This window comes from Streptomyces sp. NPDC058457 (assembly GCF_042720695.1).
GTDB lineage: Bacteria > Actinomycetota > Actinomycetes > Streptomycetales > Streptomycetaceae > Streptomyces.
Genome location: NZ_JBHXLU010000088.1, coordinates 14,819 through 30,456, shown reverse-complemented (window position 1 = coordinate 30,456; position 15,638 = coordinate 14,819). Strand labels below are relative to the sequence as shown.

Sequence of the window (15,638 nt, the reverse complement as noted above, 5' to 3'; positions counted from 1 at the left end):
GGCGAAGGACATGGGCGAAGCGATACCCGCCGGGGACCAGTGGGCGGTCTCCGGCTACACACAGGACAAGGAACTGGGCTCCGGAGCCAGCGGGCGCGTGGTCCTGGCCACGCACGACACGACCGGCACCCGGGTGGCGATCAAGTACCTCGCCGACCAGCTCTGTGACGACCCCGCCTTCCGCGAGGTGTTCCGCGCCGAGGCCCGGCTGCTGGGCGAGCTCCGCTCCCCCCATGTCGTGGAGCTGTACGAGTACGTCGAGAGCCCGCGCGGCGCCGCCATCGTCATGGAACTCGTGGACGGCGTACCTCTGCGCAGGCTGCTGCGGGAGCACGGCGCCACGACCCCCGAGGCCGCGCTCGTCGTCCTCAGGGGCTCGCTGCTCGGCCTCGCGGCCGCCCACGTGGCGGGGGTCGTGCACCGCGACTACAAGCCGGACAACGTCCTGGTCGCCGCCGACGGTTCCTCCAAGCTCGTGGACTTCGGCATCGCCGTGCCGAGCGGGGTGGCCGCCAACGCCTCGGGCACCCCGACCTACATGGCGCCCGAGCAGTGGACCGGTGGTGCGGCCGGACCGGCTACCGACGTGTACGCGGCGACGGCGACCTTCTTCGAGTGCCTGACCGGGATGAAGCCCTATCCGGGCAAGACGCTGGCCGAGCTGGCGATCCAGCACATCGAGGCGCCGATCCCGGACGAGCTGGCTCCCGAGCCGGTGCGTCCACTGATCCGCAGAGGCCTGGCCAAGACCCCTGAGGAGCGCCCGGAGAGCGCGGCGGCGTTCGTCGAGGAACTCGAAGCCGTGGCCGGGTCCGCGTACGGCGAGGAGTGGGAGGAGCGCGGCCGACGCGAACTCGCCGCGCTCGCCGCCCTGTTCTTCCTCTCCTTCCCGACGGCGGACGGCGCCGCCTCGGGTACGACGGCCCTGGCCACGACCACCCTCGGGGCGGGCTCCCGTCGGATGCCCCGCCGGAGCCGGAGGATGCTGGCCGGACTGACGGCAGGGGTCGTGCTGGTGGTCGGCGGGGTCGCGGCGACGGCGGTCGCCACGGGCGCGGGCGCCGGGCACCACAAGACGAACGACGCCGGGTCCGCATCCAGTACGGGGCCGGACGGATCCGCCGACGGGACCGCTCCGAGCGGGTCGGACGGCTCCCCCGACGGGAGCCCCTCGGCGTCGGACGGTTCCGCGTCGCCCTCGGCGACCGGGTCGGCCTCCGCGTCGGCGTCCGGCGACGACAGCGCCTCGCCCGACGGGTCCGCGTCCGGCGGCGCGGGAGGTACGACCACCACAGGCGGCGGTACGACCACGACGGGCGGCACGGGAACCACCGGTGGCAGCACCTCCGGTGGCAGCACTTCCGGTGGCAGCACCTCCGGCGGCGGTGCGACCACGACGAGCGGCGGCTCCACGAGCGGCGGTGGTACGACGACGAGCAGCGGCGGTACGACGACGTCCGGCGGCTCCACGAGCGGCGGCAGCACCTCCGCGCCGCCCGCGCCCACCCTCGATGTGAAGTCCGTGCAGATCAACGTGGTAGGCCCGATGTCGGCCGCCTGCACCATCGTGGCCTCCGTCAGCGTGACGACGGACGGCGCCGCCGACGGCACGCTCTACCTCAGCTGGTACACCGGCGACTCGGCCGGCGCGGTCGGGACCGTCGTGGCCACCGACCCGGTCGCGCTGCCCAAGGGGAAGACGCAGATCTCGGGCCGCTACACCCATGCCTTCGCCATCCCGACGCGTGCCTCCTACCTCGGTGTCAGGGTCACCACCGACCCGGCCGCCGACTCGGGCAACGGTTCCTTCCAGGCCACCGCGGCACCCGTCGATTGCGACCCGCCCCGATGAGCACACCTCCCGAGGACCCCCGGCTGCGGTTCGTCCGTACCGATCCGGCGGCGCCCCGCCCCGACGACCCCGATCTCACCGTCACCCTCCCACCCGCGGAACCGGCCGCGACGCTGCACCTTCCGCCTTCGGCGGCGGGAACGGGAGCGGCCGAGGAGGAGACCCGTTTCGGGCCCGGGGTACCCGGTGCGTCCGGCACGGCCGATGACCGTGCGACGGGCATCTGGCGGGGCACGCTCACCCCCGACGGCCCGTCCGGGGTGCCCGCCCGCCGCCGTCGGCCGTGGTGGCGGCGCGAGCTGCCGTCCCTGCTGGTGGTGGTCGCCGTCGTCGTGGCCGTCGTCCTGGGCATGCGCTCCTGTTCGGCGGTCCGGTCACCGCTGCACGTGGTGGGCGCCACGGTCACCGTGCCCGAGGTCGGCCGCTGCGCGAAGACGGTCCTCGTCACCGGCGTCCTCAGGACCGACGGCAACCCCGGCACCGTCGACTACCGCTGGAAACGCAGCGACGGCACGTCCTCCGCCGTCCTCCACCAGCAGGTCGACGACAACGTCAGGACCTCCGAGGTCGTCCTGCGCTGGAGCTTCGACGGCCACGGCACCATGAAGGCCACCGCCACGCTCGAAGTGCTGTCGCCGGACCCGGTGACGGCGTCGGCGAGCTTCACGTACGCCTGCTCCTGACCACCGGCTTCAGACAGGGCTGCTTCCGGTCGCCGCCGTGGCGTCCATGGCGGCCACCAGACCCGCCGCACCGCACTCCCGCGCGATGGACCGCCCCCGGCTCAGCAAGGCGGCGGCCTCTTCCCGAGGCGCGTGCCCGGCGAGCGCGTACAGCGCACGGGCGTACTCAAGGCGCGCCGGACCGGGCGCCAACAGGGCGACCGCCTCGCGGAGTTCGGGCTCGCCCTCGGGCCCGCGCAGTCGTCCGGCGATCCGCAGCACCCGCCCCACCGTGCTGGGCGCTCCCCACCCGCGGGCGACCGCCAGCTGCTCCTCTGCCAGGGCCAGCGCCGCGGTCCGCCGGCCGGCGCCCGCGAGTGCCCGAACCCGCAGCAGCGACCACGGCCACCACGCCGGGTTGGCCGCGGCGGGCTGGAGGTGCCGTACGTCGTCGAGGGCAGCCAGCGCCTCCTCGTACCGCCCCTCCGCGTTCAGCACCCGAGCCTCGCTCTCCCCGAGCAGTCGCTGCCCCTCCGCGCCCCGGATCCAGCCGCGCATCCGCTCCAGGCAGGCGCGGGCCCCGTCGGTGTCGCCCAGCTCCAGCAGGACGGCGGTCAGGAAGGTACGGCCCTGCGGGGCGCCCGGGGCGAGGCCCCAGATCTCCGACTGCCCGACCGCGGTCTCCAGTGACCGCCGTGCCGCGGCCAGCTCTCCGTGGTGCCACTGGGTGAAGCCGCGCCACAGGTGCGTGGCGAGCACGGAGAACAGCGAGCCGCGCTCGACGGCGCGGGCCACCGCGGCGTCCCAGAGCTCGCCGACCTCCTCGTCGGCGAGGTGCAGCACGATGCCCGCGGTGTAGAAGAGCATCTCCTCCCCGGCCGCCTGGAGCACCCCGTCGGCGACGGCGAAGCGGGCCAGCGCGACGGCCCGGGGCCGGTCGCCGCCGTCCGACGCCGCCTCCCGGGCGAGGTTGGCGGCGAGCATCCGGGCGCCGGGCCCCTCGCCCTCGACGGCCGGGTCCTCGACGGTGCGCCACAGCTTCTGGTCCAGGCCGTGCATGAACCCGCTGATGCGCTCCAGCGCCAGCAGCCCCTGCCGTTCGTCGCTCAGCCCGGCGGGCAGGTCCGCCGCCGCCCGGCGGGCGAACTCGGTCGCCTGGCCGTGGCCGCCGGCGAAGACCAGGATCCGGGCGAGCAGCAGGGCGGCGGCCGCCCTGCGACCCGGGTCGGTCAGGGTGTCGTACGCCTGGCGCAGATGCTCCACGGCGGCCGGGCCGTTGCCGAGCGTCTCGGCACGCCCGAGGTCGAGCAGTACCTCGGGGCGGCGTTCCGGGGCGGGCGGTTCGTCGAGGACGCGGGTGAGGTAGGTGGCGGCGGCGTCGGGGGCGCCCCGGCCCGCGGCCTCCCGGGCCGCCGCGCAGAGGACGTCCACCACGTCCGGGTCGCCCCGGTGCGGGGCGAGCAGCAGCTGGGCCGCGGTGCGCTCGGGCGGCGCGCCTGCGGCGGACAGCGCACGGGCTGCCCGTTCGTGGCGCAACTGCCGTTCTCCAGTGGGCAGTTCGCGGTAGACGGCCTCCCCGACGAGGGGGTGCACAAAGGCGTAGGGGTGGCCCTCGCGCAGGATCTCGGCCTGTACGAGCGGCACGATCGCCCGGGCCGCCTCCGGCTCCGGCCGCGCCATGAGCGCCGCCACCTCGGCGAGCGTCGCCGCCCCGTCCCCCAGCACGGCCACGGCCTGCGCCGCGTCCCGTGCCGCCGCGGGCAGCCGCGCCATCCGGCCGAGGACCAGCCCGGACACAGCCCGAGCCCCGGCCTCCGCGACACCGCCGCTGTGCGCGGCGTCGGGCCGGGTCCCGCGCGCGTGCAGGGCCCGCAGCAACTGCCGCAGCAGCAGCGGGTTTCCGGCCGTGGCGCGATGGCAGGCCGCAGTGAACTCCTCCTGCGGCTCCTCGCCGAGCGTCCGGCGGACGAGACCGGCGACCCCGCTCGCCGTCAGCGGGGTGGGCCTGATCCGCACCACCGAGGGGGCCGTCGTCAGCGCCTCGGGCAACTCCTCGCCCTGCTGCGGCTCCCCCGTGCGCAGGGTGACGGCGATGAGCACCGGCAGCCCCAGCCCCTCCAGCCGGCTTGCCAGATACGCCAGGTACCGTACCGAGCCGCTGTCGCACCACTGGAGGTCGTCCACGGCCAGCACCAGCGGGCCCGCCGCTCGCACCAGCTTCCGGGTCAGCTCGTACAGCCCGTTCAGGACCGCGAAACTCTGCGGCTGGGGCCCGCGCACCGCTCCGAAGACCGCCCCAGCCGCGACGGCGGCCCCGGTGAGCAGCGACTCCTCGCTGTCGCTCACCACCCGCTCGAACAGCTGGCGTACGGCTCCGTAGCCGTAGTCCTTCTCCCGCCGGCTGCCCGTGGCGGTCAGGGTGGTCACCCGTTCCCCGGCCGCCAGCTCGGCCACCTCACCCAGCAGGCGGCTCTTGCCGATGCCGGCCGGACCCTCGATGAGCACCACGCGGGGCCTGCCGTCCAGGGCCGAGCGCAGGCTGTCGCGCAGCTCGGCGAGCTGGGGGCCGCGGTCCACGAGCACGTCGGTCCGCGGGGCGGGGCGGGGCACTGGCAGCCCCGCCGGTTCCGCGGGCCCTGCGGGTCTTGCGGGTGCTGCGGGCTCTGCTCCGGGCACGGCCGGTTCTGCTCCGGGCACGGCGGACGTCCCGGCGGGCGCGGGCGCGGGGGCGGGGTGCGGGACCCGGCGGGCAAGGGCGTCGAGGGCAGGGGTGCCGGAGGCCGGGGCGTCGAGGGCAGGGTCCTGGGCCAGGATTCCGGCCTCCAGATCACGCAGGGCGGCCCCCGGGCCGGTGCCGGGTCCGGCGGACAGCAGCTGCCTCCCGCGACGGAGCGCGTCGAGGGCGTCGGCCTGGCGGTGGGCCCGGTAGAGGGCGAGGGCGAGAAGACGCCGGCGTTCTTCGCGGAGCGGGTCCTCGGAGACCAGGGTTTCGAGTTCGGGCACGAGGACGGCGTCCTCGCCCCGGGCGAGGCGGGCGGCGAGCAGCCGTTCGCGGGCCAGCTCGCGCAGTTCGGCGAGGCGGGCCGACTCCCGGTGGGCCCAGGGCTCGGCGGCGTACTCCGCGTAGGCCGGGCCCCGCCACAGCGCGAGCCCGGACTCCAGGAGGGACACGGCCTCCGACGGCCGGCCCTCGTCGGCGTGCGCGGCGGCGGACCGCAGCGCCTCCTCGAACCGCCAGGCGTCCACCGCGTCAGGCGGCAGCCGCAACGCGTACCCCGCCCCCTCGCTGACGATGACGCCCCCGCGCGCCCTCGCCTCCCGCTCCGGCTCCAGGCAGCGCCTCAGATGCGAGACATGGGCCTGTAGCGAGGCGGCGGCGCGGCGCGGCGGTGTGCCGCCCCAGACCCCCTCGACCAGCCGGTCCCGGGTGACGACCGAGCCCCGGGCGACGATCAGCAGGGCGAGCACGGCCCGCTGCCGTCGCCCGCCCAGCTCCAGCGGCCGGGCCCGGAACGCGGCCCCGACCTCACCGAGCACGGACATGCGCAGTTCGTGTGGCGACACACACCGCATCAAACCAGAACATCCATTCGCCGATGCCGCACGTGCCGCACGGAGTGGGTGCCCGGCGAGGCGGGCGCGACGTGCGTTCTGCTGGGGCGGCCGGAGGATTCGGCGGCGACGGCTTCGAGCTCCTCGGGTGCGGCGGCTTCGAGCTCCTCGGATGCGGCGGCGTCCGCACCCGGGTCCGGCGATCGCCCTCGACCCCGACGATCAACCGGGCGCGCACACGGCCGAGGCCCTCGGCGTCAGGTGATCTCGGCGTTGGCCGGGCCGCCGGCGATCGGGTGGGGGACGTCCCTCTCGCGGTCCGTCAGCCGGTCGAGGAGCGCGCCCGCGGTGTCGCCGGAGGCCGCGGCGCGTGTCCCCGGTGCCGCCCGGCCGGTACGACGTCCTTGGTCCGGCGCCGCGCTCCGGGTCCTGTCAGACGTGGAATCGACGAAGACGAACAGCCGCAGCACCAGGAAACGTCCGGCTCCGGTGAGCCCGGCGGCGCCGAGGTAGACGACCTGCTCGGAAAGGATCCCCGGCGACGGCCGCACCATGTGCAGAACGGCCATCGCGGCGCAGGTCACCGCGTAGGCGGCAGCGGCCGACCCCGCGGACTGCCAGTGCCGGCGCCATCCGGCGCGCCGCCCGGCCCCGAAGGTGAAGCGTGCGTGGAGCTCCGTACAGAGGACGGTGGAGGCGGCGGTTACCAGCGCGTTCGCCACCGTCCAGGACATCAGGGCGGCGCACAGCGACACAGCGGCGCTGGAGGCGACCCCGACACCGCCGCCGCACAGGACGAAACGGGCGAAGGCAGTGGTCGGGCCGGGAACGACCGGGTGCCGCCGTGCGTCGGTCCGGGTGGTCCGGGTGGTCCGCGTGGTCGCCGTCCGCCCCGTACGTGGCGTGACCCCTGTGCCGCACCGTGTTTCGCGCACCGTCTCCGGCTTCGCCGCGAGCGGCGACTTCATGGGTTTCCTTCCGGACGAGGCAGCCGTGAACCTCCGGGGCGGGACGGGTGGGCCCATGCCGTGGCGCGCTCGCGGCGCCGAGGCGGTGCACCCCCGAGCCGGGGGAGGGCCGCGCCGCACCCCCGGCCCGGGGGCCGGACCGTCAGCTCGCCGTGTCCGAGGTGGCCGGCGCGACGGTGTTGCCGGTCACCGTGCCGGCGGCACCGTCGATGGTGACCAGGTGCCGGACGCCGTCGGTGCCCAGCACCTCGACCTCCCACGCGCTTCCGCCACCCTGCTCCGCGACCACGCGCAGCGCCTCCGTCTTGCTGCCGGGAACCGCCTTGCCGGCCGCCTCGATCGCCGACGCGGCCGAAACCGCCGGCAGCGGTGCGGGCGCGAGGGTCCCCGAAGTGCTCTGACCACTCTGGCTGTTCTGGCCGCTCTGGCTGTTCTGACCGCTCTTGGTGCTCGGCCGGCTGCTGCCACCGAGTCCGGATTCGTCGTGCCGGCCGCCGCGACCGTCTTGTGCCTGCCCGTATGCGCCCTGCCGGCCGTCGCCGCCGCCCGCCTGCCTGTGCTCTGCCGCGAACCGGCCGTGGTCGCCCTTTCCACCGTGGTCGTGGTGGACGACCGCAACAACGCCTGCCGCGGCCGCGGCCGCCAGGAGAACCGCCGCGCCGCCGAGGACGGTCCCACGGCGCCGGCTCACCCGGGGGAGGCGCGCCCGGAAGGTCTTGGCCGGCTTGGCCGGCTTCGGCAGCGCGTCCGGTGAGTCCGGCGTCGACTCGGGCTGCGGCTGTGGCTGCGGCTGCGGCGGTTCGGGTTGGGACATGCTCGGGCTCCTGATCACCCCGACCGGCCCGATGCCGGCGGCTGCGCTCAGCTTGGAACGCCGTTGCTGAAGCCAGGCTGAAGGTGGCTGAAGGCGTCTTCAGCCACCGCCCGTCCGGCGTGCGAGGCTGTTGCCGTGCGCGTACTGGTGGTCGAGGACGAGAAGCGGCTGGCCGCCGCCCTGCAGCGAGGTCTCAGGGCCGAGGGGTTCACCGTCGATGTCGCCCACGACGGGAACCAGGGACTCTGGCTCGCCCTGGAGCACAGCTACGACGTGATCGTGCTCGACATCATGCTGCCCGGCCTCAACGGCTACCGGGTCTGCGCCAGGCTGCGCTCGGCCGGGAGCGACACACCGATCCTGATGCTCACCGCCAAGGACGGGGAGTACGACGAGGCCGAGGCGCTGGACACCGGTGCCGACGACTTCCTGTCCAAGCCGTTCTCCTACGTCGTCCTGGTCGCCCGGCTCCGCGCGCTCCACCGTCGTACCGGGCAACGGATCCCTCCGGCGTTCCGGCTCGGGGACCTGGTGATCGATCCGGCCGGCCACACCTGCGTCCGTGGCGGCAGCGAAGTCCGGCTCACCGCACGGGAGTTCGCCATTCTGGAGTACCTGGCCCGGCGGGCAGGCGAGGTGGTGTCCAAGCGCGAGATCCTCGAACACGTCTGGGACTCGGCCTTCGAGGCGGACCCCAATGTCGTAGAGGTCCACGTGAGCGCCGTACGCCGCAAGATCGACACCGCCTTCGGGCGCTGCGCCCTGGAGACCATCCGCGGCGCCGGCTACCGGCTGGCGGCCGACGGTGGCTAGCCGATTCGTCCGCCGGGCCGCCGTGCGGCTGGTGAAGCTCGTACGGCACCCGTGGCCGGGATCGGTGCGGGCCCGGGCGACGCTCGGGGCGACCGCGGTCGTCGCCCTCGCACTGACCGCGGCCTCCTTCGCGCTGTTCGCCCTGCTGCACACCGACCTCCAGCGCAACGCCAACGACGCGGCCACCGCGCAGGCGGACACCGTCGGTCAGCTGGCCGCCGAGGGCAAGCTGCCCGACCTGCTGCCCCTCTCCCACGGCGCCGACTTCATCCAGGTCGTCGACAGCAGCGGGCGCGTGGTGGCCGCCAGCCAGAACCTCGCCGGCCGCCCGGCCGTCGCCCACCTGCGCCCCCATGAGGGCAGGCTGCGCGCCACCTGGTCCGGCGAGCCGTTCGGCGAAGGACACCGCCAGCGGATCGTCGCCGTCACCGCCCGGACCCCCAGTGGCACGGTCACCGTGTACGCGGGCACGTCGCTGCGGGACGCGGACGCGGCCGACGAGATCACCAAGGCCGCGCTGGGCATCGGCACACCCCTGCTGCTGGCCACGGTCGCCCTGGTCACCTGGTGGGTGACCGGGCGGGCCCTGCGTCCGGTGGAAGCCATCCGCTCCGAGGTGGCCGAGATCACCGGGCACGCCCTGCACCGCCGCGTCCCGGTGCCGGCCGCCCAGGACGAGGTCGCCCGCCTCGCCCGCACCATGAACGCCACCCTCGACCGCCTGGAGGACGCCGACGTCCGCCAGCGCCGGTTCATCGCCGACGCCTCGCACGAACTGCGCAGCCCCATCACGGTCCTGCGCACCCAGCTGGAGGTCGCCCTAGCCCATCCGGACCCGGCCCTCTGGCCCGACCTGGTCAGCGACGCCCTGGAGGACACCGTCCGGCTCCAGGACCTCGCCTCCGACCTGCTGCTCCTCGCCCGCCTGGACACGGCCGAGCCGGTCAGCCGCCGCCCGCTGGACCTGGCCGAGCTCTGCCGTACGACGGTTGCCGCGCGGCACGGTGACCGGCTCCCCGTCGACACCAGGCTGCAACCCGGCCTCACCGTGGAGGGCAACCGCGGCTGGCTGGTCAGACTCCTCACCAACCTCCTCGACAACGCCCAACGGCATGCCGACCGCCGTATCGAACTGGTGCTGCGCGCCGACCCGGACGCCGGGGTGGCCGTACTGGAGGTGACCGACGACGGCCCCGGCATTCCCGAGGCCGACCGTGAGCGGATCTTCGAGCGCTTCACCCGCCTGGACGACGCGCGCAGCCGGGACCACGGCGGAGCCGGCCTCGGGCTGGCCATCGCCCGCGACATCGCCCACCAGCACCACGGCACGCTCCGCGTCGAACCCCGCCCGCACGGCGCGGGCATCGTCGCCCGCCTGCCGCTGTCGCCGTCCGGGCCCTGAAACGGACGCCCGGGTCCGCCTGTCCGCCCACCGGGCCGGTCGCCGAACTCGTCGGCCCGCGCACCGCGCTCGCGGCGGCGCGCAGGCAGGACCTGCCCCGGCCGCGCCTCGCGTACGTGTCCAGGCCGGCGGCCACCACAGAGGGAGATGCACCGTGTCCGTCCGCCCCATAAGGCGGACTGCTCCTGGTCGAGCTCGCGGACCTCAACCCCTACCTCTCCCTCGACCTGGTCTCCGGCCGGACCCGCGACGACTTCGTGACCGGCATGACGGCCTCCCTCCACCGGTTCCTGGACGCCGCGCCCCGCACCTGAAGCGACATGCACTGGACAGCGCGCCGCCCCCCCCGCTCGGGAACGCGATCAGCCCCAGGGCGTGCGGAGGATCAGACGCCACGGACCCTGGCCCGGCACCACGGTCGGTACCTGCGGTGCTGTGCTCGGCTGGGCAGAGGGCTGGTTCACCGTGGTGCTCGGGGCCTGCGCGAGTCCGGTGGCCCACAGCTGGTCGACGCGCGAGCGCTCGGCGGCGTTCGGGTAGCGGTTGGTGCAGGACGGGCCGGGGCCGCCGCCCGACATCAGCTCACTGCACGGCCCGCTGTAGTCGTCCGGCAGGCCCAGCACGTGCCCGGTCTCGTGGGTGACGACGCGGATCGAGTCGTAACGCCGGGCCTGGGTGTAGTCGATGAAGACATAGCCGTTTCCGTGGCCGTCGGTGGAGGCGTGGGATCCTTGCGGGTCGTTGCCCTCGTAGTAGGAGAAGTCGGCACCGTTCGAAGCCGAGGCCTCCTGGAGCCTGACGTTGGACTCGGAGCTGTTCCAGATCGAGGCCGCGCTCGCTATCTGCGAACGGAAGCTCGGTGCCTGGGAGTCGTTGTAGTAGACGGTCACCGCCTGCGTGCCGGGCTGGGCGGCCTGCTTCTCGGCGACCGACTTGAGCACGGCCTCGAAGAACGCCTTGTTGTCCGCGGCCTCATCGGTCGACCCGTCGTAGCGCGCCACGGAGGTACCGGCGGAAGCAGGCGGGGTGGCGGCCGTCCGGGCGCTCGCCGGCACCGTCGCGCCCAGCACGCTGGAGGCCAGACCCAGGCCGAGGGTGAGGGCGACAGCGAGGGGTCTCGCGGACGTTCGGGACGAGTTCATGTGGGGGGCTCCTAGTCACTCGGTGACGCCGGGGCCCGGTGCCCGGTCGGCTGTGTGAACACCGGTTCCGAACTGCGGCGACGTCCTGTGGGTCGACATTCTTAGAACGGCTTCACAGGGAGCGCAAAGGGTCCCCGCAACTACCTCGCCTCGTAGGTCCCAGGACCTCGCCGGGGCAGTGCGCGGGTCTCCGGTCGGCACACGGCGGCGGGAGGAAAAGCTGTCGGGGCGTCAGAAGCCTTGCAGTGCGGGGCGGCGGGCGTGCGGGCCGGCCGGGCGGAATTCCGGGACGTGCGTCGGGACCCACATCGGCGTCAAGACGGACAAATATGCAAATGTCTGCCGTGCCGTATCTACTAAGTGCGCCGGTTGATCGGCGGAGTGCTGTGACCGACGTCATAGAACATGGGCTTTCGTCCATTTCGCGCTCCGCCGGCCCCGAGTCCCCCGGGGAGTCACCCTCGGCGCTGGGCGGCATCCCTCGGCAAGGTCATCCGTCTTGAGCAAGTGCTGATACCCGCCCGCCTGTTCGGGGGGATGGGGCCCTCCGTCGGGGAGGGGAAGCAAGTGACCCGGCAGCGTGTCGGCGCTGCCCTTCGACGGCTCCGCGGAGCTGCCCCTGTTCAAGCGGGCGGATCTGGACACCCGCAACGACGTGCTCGTGCGGCCCGGCAGCGGTGCGCTGCGGGCGTACCGCCGGGGGTGCGGCAAGGCCTGACGGCGGCCACGCCGTACACCACGCCGGGAACGCCGGGCCGGAACCGGTACGACGTGCTGACCGCACCGGGCGACCTCATCTGTGACGGCCGGGCGGACCTGATCGCCCGCTCCATGGAGAGGCCCAGGTCAGGGACCTGGGCCTGCTGCTGTCCATGGTGGTCGGTTGCCGCGTGCCGGATGCGTGCCAGGACGGTGATCGTCCGGATCGGCGACGCCGTCCGCCGGCACGGCCGCGGCTTCCCGGCGTGTTCTGCGGACCGCTGTGGCTCCGGGAAGGGGGGGTGAGGGGTCAGGCCGGGATCCTGCGGGTGGGGTCGCGGGGCATGGCCCGCGCGAGTTCGGTCCGGCCCCGGACCCTGAGCTTGCGGTAGACGCGTGTCAGGTGCTGCTCGACGGTGCTGATCGTGAGGAAGAGCTCGCCCGCGATCTGCCGGTTGCTCAGGCCCCGGGCCGCCAGCCGGGCCACCCGGTGCTCGGCGACGCTGAGTTCACGGGCCGCGCTGTCGCCGTGACGCTCACCGACCCGGACGGCGGGCACGGCGGCCGTTCCGGTGTGCTCCGGGCCCCCGGTGCGGCCGGGTGTCTGCGCTCCCGTGCGTTCCGCGGTGTACCGGGCCTGGTAGAGCAGCATCCGCCCCTCGTCCGGCCGGCCGAGCGCCAGCAGCGCGCCCGCCAGGTCGGCCTGCGCCTGCGCCAGCTCCAGCGGGGCCTCGATCTCCTTCAGCACGGCCAGGGCCTCGCCGAGCAGCTCCGGCCGCTGTTCGTCGGAGCGGCACGCGGCGAGCAGCCGGAGCGACAGCGCGTAGGGGTGCGGCTGCTGGCGCCCGCTCATCTCCAGCTGTTCCATCGCCAGTTCGGCGGCCTGCTGGACGATCCCCAGGCGCAGGAACGCCTCGGCCGCGTCGGTGCGCCACGGCAGGAACACGGGCAGGTCCAGATCCCACTGCCGCATCTGGCGTCCGACGGTGAGGAAGTCGGCCAGAGCGCGCTCCGGCTGCCCGGTGGCCAGGTAGTAGCGGCCGCGCGCCCGCAGGTACGGCAGTCCGGCGGTGGTGTGCGACATGACGTCGGGGACCGGCAGGTTCAGCAGCTCCTGGGCGGCGGCCGGCCGGCCGAGCGTGACGCAGGCCTGGACCGCCGTGGCCAGCGGCAGGCCGATGAGTACGCCCCAGGCGTCGGCGGACAGGGAGTTCAGGGCGTCGCGGCCGAGGCGTTCCGCCGCTTCCGGGTCCCCGCGCCGCAGCGCGATCTCGGCCCGCAGCGCGGTGAAGACGGCCTGCCAGACCAGAAGGTCCTGGTCCCGGGCGGCGGCCGCCAGCTTCTCGGCCCACCGCGCGGCCGCGGCCAGCCGCCCGCACAGGACCAGCACCCCGAGCGCGGCGGCGAGCGTGGAGGCGGTGCCGGCGCCGAACGGGTAACGGCGCAGCGTGCTGTCGGCCACGGAGGCGCTCGGTGGCCGGGGGGCGCAGGACAGGAGCTCGCCGAGCAGGCCGGCCGCCTGGGACTGCGGGTCCGTGTCGAACAGCGGGGCTCCCGGTGCGAAGCCGGTGTCCCGGTCCTCGCCGTCCGGAGTCGCCGCGGCGGGCGGGTAGAGCAGCTCCAGCCACTTGCTGCGGGCGTCCCGGTGCGCGGAGGTGAGCGGGTCACGGGTCCAGTCCGGGTCCCGCAGATGGCCGAGGTGGTCGAGGGCCGCGTCGATCTTGCCGAACCACAGCAGGGTGCCGATCAGAGTGGAGACATGACTGCTGGCCAGCTGGCCGCCCTTGGCGGCGACCATGAGGTCGGGCACCCAGCGCGCGGCGGCGGCCGGGTCGGTGAGCCATTCGGTACGCACCAGCATGGCGGTCGTGACGGCCTGCTGCCGTGCGTCGGCCGGGTGGAGGTCCGCGTAGTGCAGGATGTCCTGGGCCAGGCGCACCTGCCCGTCGCCCACCGCGGCTTCCGCCGCCTCGTGCAGCAGTGTGACCGAGCAGCTGGTGCCGATCCGCTCCGAGGCGAGCAGCTGCACGGCCACCGAGGTCACGGGCGCGCCGTTCTTGTGCAGGATGCGCGCGGTGCGGGTGTAGGCGTCGGAGCGCTCCTCGGGTGTCATGTCGCCGAGCACCGCGAGGCGGGCCTGGGGATGGCGGAAGCGGTCGCCCGTCAGCAGGCCCGCGCCGCGCAGCGCACCGATCGCCTGCTGGGTGGAGTCGCCGTGCAGCCCCATCAGGTGGCGCAGCAGGGAGCGGTCGAACGTCTCGCCGAGCAGGGCGAGTTGACGGGCCAAGGCGAGCAGGTCGGGGCCTCCGTGGTACAGACCGGTGAGCACGGCCTCCCGGTAGGCCGGCCCGGTGACGAGCGGCTCGCCGACCGCCGGTGGCGCCGACTGGTTGTCGTGGATCAGGGCGTTGACCAGGGCCGGGCTTCCGCCGCTGACGGCGGCGTAGGCGGCGGCCGTGCGGTGTGCCGTGTCCTCGCCCAGTCGCCGGGCGACGAGTTCCTCGACCCCGACGGTGGTCAGTGGCGGCAGGTACAGCCGCCGGGCCGTGGGCTCCGAAGGCAGTTCCGCCTTGAGCAGGGTGTCGAGGGGCGCCGAGGTGGTGTGGCCGGCGAGTACCAGCAGGATCCGGCCCGTGTGCATCCGCCGCAGGAGGCCGAAGAAGACCTGGAGGGACGCGCTGTCGGCGTGCTGCGTGTCGTCGATGCCGATGACGACCGGCCCCTCGCTCTGTTCGAACAGGTCGAGCAGGGCCGCGCACAGCCGGTGGACGACCTGGGCGCAGACCCCGTCGGAGACACCGGGTTCGGTGTGGCGGTGCAGGACCGCGGCGGCTCCTTCCTCGCACAGACGGACGAGCCGGGCGACGAGCGGGGGTGGGGCGGCGCTGCGGACGCCGCGGACGAGTTGTTCGAGCAGGGCGAACGGGACGGCTTGCTCGGCGCGCGAGGCCGTGGCCGTGAGGGGGCGCCGGCCGCTGACGGCCGCCTGCTCGAAGAAGGTGCGCAGCAGGAGGGACTTTCCGCTGCCCGCAGGGCCGGTGACCACGGCCACCCGGCTGCCGTGCGCCCGCGTCTCGTCGAGCAGATCGTGCAACTCCCGCAGTCTGCCGCGGCGTTCGCCGACCAGCACCGCCGCGGAGCCGGAATCGCCGGCCGCCCTCCTACGATCCAAATCAAGATGCGCCGGATTTCCCATTGATTCCCCCATTTTGAATGAAAAATATTCGGAGAGTCGCACAAAAATCTCGGGCCGAGGACATTTACCTCGCATTCCATGCGCAGCGCAGCCGAGGGGCGGAAAGCGACACCTGTCGACATCGCCGCACAGGTCGCGCCCTCACTCATGCGTGAATCAATAATTGCACGCGCATCCAGTTGTCGCCTACAGTGTGAAATGATGCACAGATCATTGTCAACGGCTGGCCGGTTTTGGCCGAGTGGCTGAAACCGGCCAGACCGGCAACATCACGACAGGACTTCACACGGCCGCAACAGTACGTTCCCGGCCGCTCCGCGCGGCATTGCGCGGCGAGCTGGGAACATGGCATTCCCTTTACGTGTCGGGGCCCGGCGCCGGCGTCTCACGACGTGACTCGCGTCACAAAAAGAATAGGGGTCGCAGCGCAATGCGCTGCGACCCCACAAACCGGGGGCCGGGCGTGGGGGGGGGTGGGGGGGGGCCCGCCGGACCTAGGGTTGGGGGCCCGGGTGCCAGTGGGTTGTAAAAATAAACG

10 protein-coding genes are annotated in these 15,638 nt (G+C 74.1%); 5 read left to right on the top strand and 5 right to left on the bottom strand.

What is annotated here, in order from left to right:
• Nucleotides 1-10: 10 nt before the first annotated feature.
• Together ACFWPS_RS42855 and ACFWPS_RS42850 are read left to right on the top strand one after the other, a co-directional pair.
• Nucleotides 11-1,852 (top strand): serine/threonine-protein kinase, encoded by a 1,842-nt coding sequence (locus tag ACFWPS_RS42855; protein WP_383716471.1) that lies wholly within the window; start codon nucleotides 11-13, stop codon nucleotides 1,850-1,852.
• Complete coding sequence (locus ACFWPS_RS42850; protein ID WP_383716469.1) at nucleotides 1,849-2,535, top strand: hypothetical protein; 687 nt, start codon at nucleotides 1,849-1,851, stop codon at nucleotides 2,533-2,535. Before ACFWPS_RS42855 ends, ACFWPS_RS42850 begins: the two co-directional genes overlap by 4 nt.
• 9 nt (nucleotides 2,536-2,544) lie before the next feature.
• On the opposite strand, the gene ACFWPS_RS42845 is transcribed toward ACFWPS_RS42850, so the two are convergent.
• The 3 genes from ACFWPS_RS42845 to ACFWPS_RS42835 all read right to left on the bottom strand — a co-directional run bounded on the left by ACFWPS_RS42845 (nucleotide 2,545) and on the right by ACFWPS_RS42835 (nucleotide 7,848).
• Nucleotides 2,545-6,057 (bottom strand): BTAD domain-containing putative transcriptional regulator, encoded by a 3,513-nt coding sequence (locus ACFWPS_RS42845; RefSeq protein ID WP_383716467.1) that lies wholly within the window; start codon nucleotides 6,055-6,057, stop codon nucleotides 2,545-2,547.
• A gap of 266 nt (nucleotides 6,058-6,323) precedes the next feature.
• Nucleotides 6,324-7,034 carry a hypothetical protein gene (locus ACFWPS_RS42840; protein WP_383716464.1) on the bottom strand — a complete coding sequence of 237 codons (711 nt, stop codon included), beginning with the start codon at nucleotides 7,032-7,034 and terminating at the stop codon, nucleotides 6,324-6,326.
• A gap of 142 nt (nucleotides 7,035-7,176) precedes the next feature.
• Complete coding sequence (locus tag ACFWPS_RS42835; RefSeq protein WP_383716462.1) at nucleotides 7,177-7,848, bottom strand: PepSY domain-containing protein; 672 nt, start codon at nucleotides 7,846-7,848, stop codon at nucleotides 7,177-7,179.
• Nucleotides 7,849-7,983: 135 nt separating this feature from the next.
• Here ACFWPS_RS42835 and ACFWPS_RS42830 point away from each other — a divergent pair, with 135 nt between their 5' ends.
• Together ACFWPS_RS42830 and ACFWPS_RS42825 are read left to right on the top strand one after the other, a co-directional pair.
• A complete protein-coding gene (locus tag ACFWPS_RS42830; RefSeq protein WP_383716459.1) occupies nucleotides 7,984-8,661 on the top strand; it encodes a response regulator transcription factor in 678 nt (225 codons plus the stop codon).
• A gap of 31 nt (nucleotides 8,662-8,692) precedes the next feature.
• Nucleotides 8,693-10,063 carry a sensor histidine kinase gene (locus ACFWPS_RS42825; RefSeq protein ID WP_383716513.1) on the top strand — a complete coding sequence of 457 codons (1,371 nt, stop codon included), beginning with the start codon at nucleotides 8,693-8,695 and terminating at the stop codon, nucleotides 10,061-10,063.
• Between the two features lie 362 nt (nucleotides 10,064-10,425).
• Here the strand turns inward: ACFWPS_RS42825 and snpA are convergent, their stop codons facing one another.
• Entirely contained in the window at nucleotides 10,426-11,205 is a 780-nt protein-coding gene (gene snpA / locus ACFWPS_RS42820; RefSeq protein WP_383716456.1) for a snapalysin, read from the bottom strand.
• A 580-nt stretch (nucleotides 11,206-11,785) separates the two neighbouring features.
• Between snpA and ACFWPS_RS42815 the strand changes: the two genes are divergently transcribed.
• Nucleotides 11,786-11,923, top strand: coding sequence for a hypothetical protein (locus tag ACFWPS_RS42815; protein WP_383716453.1), 138 nt, complete (start codon nucleotides 11,786-11,788; stop codon nucleotides 11,921-11,923).
• A 291-nt stretch (nucleotides 11,924-12,214) separates the two neighbouring features.
• On the opposite strand, the gene ACFWPS_RS42810 is transcribed toward ACFWPS_RS42815, so the two are convergent.
• Nucleotides 12,215-15,076 (bottom strand): AAA family ATPase, encoded by a 2,862-nt coding sequence (locus ACFWPS_RS42810; protein ID WP_383716451.1) that lies wholly within the window; start codon nucleotides 15,074-15,076, stop codon nucleotides 12,215-12,217.
• Nucleotides 15,077-15,638 lie beyond the last annotated feature (562 nt).

Bases quoted from the DNA above. Each gene is read 5' to 3' on its own strand.
- ACFWPS_RS42840 (WP_383716464.1), bottom strand. From the start codon at position 7,034: ATGAAGTCGCCGCTCGCGGCGAAGCCGGAGACGGTGCGCGAAACACGG.
- snpA (WP_383716456.1), bottom strand. From the start codon at position 11,205: ATGAACTCGTCCCGAACGTCCGCGAGACCCCTCGCTGTCGCCCTCACC.
- ACFWPS_RS42845 (WP_383716467.1), bottom strand. From the start codon at position 6,057: ATGTCCGTGCTCGGTGAGGTCGGGGCCGCGTTCCGGGCCCGGCCGCTG.
- ACFWPS_RS42850 (WP_383716469.1), top strand. From the start codon at position 1,849: ATGAGCACACCTCCCGAGGACCCCCGGCTGCGGTTCGTCCGTACCGAT.
- ACFWPS_RS42855 (WP_383716471.1), top strand. From the start codon at position 11: ATGGGCGAAGCGATACCCGCCGGGGACCAGTGGGCGGTCTCCGGCTAC.
- ACFWPS_RS42835 (WP_383716462.1), bottom strand. From the start codon at position 7,848: ATGTCCCAACCCGAACCGCCGCAGCCGCAGCCACAGCCGCAGCCCGAG.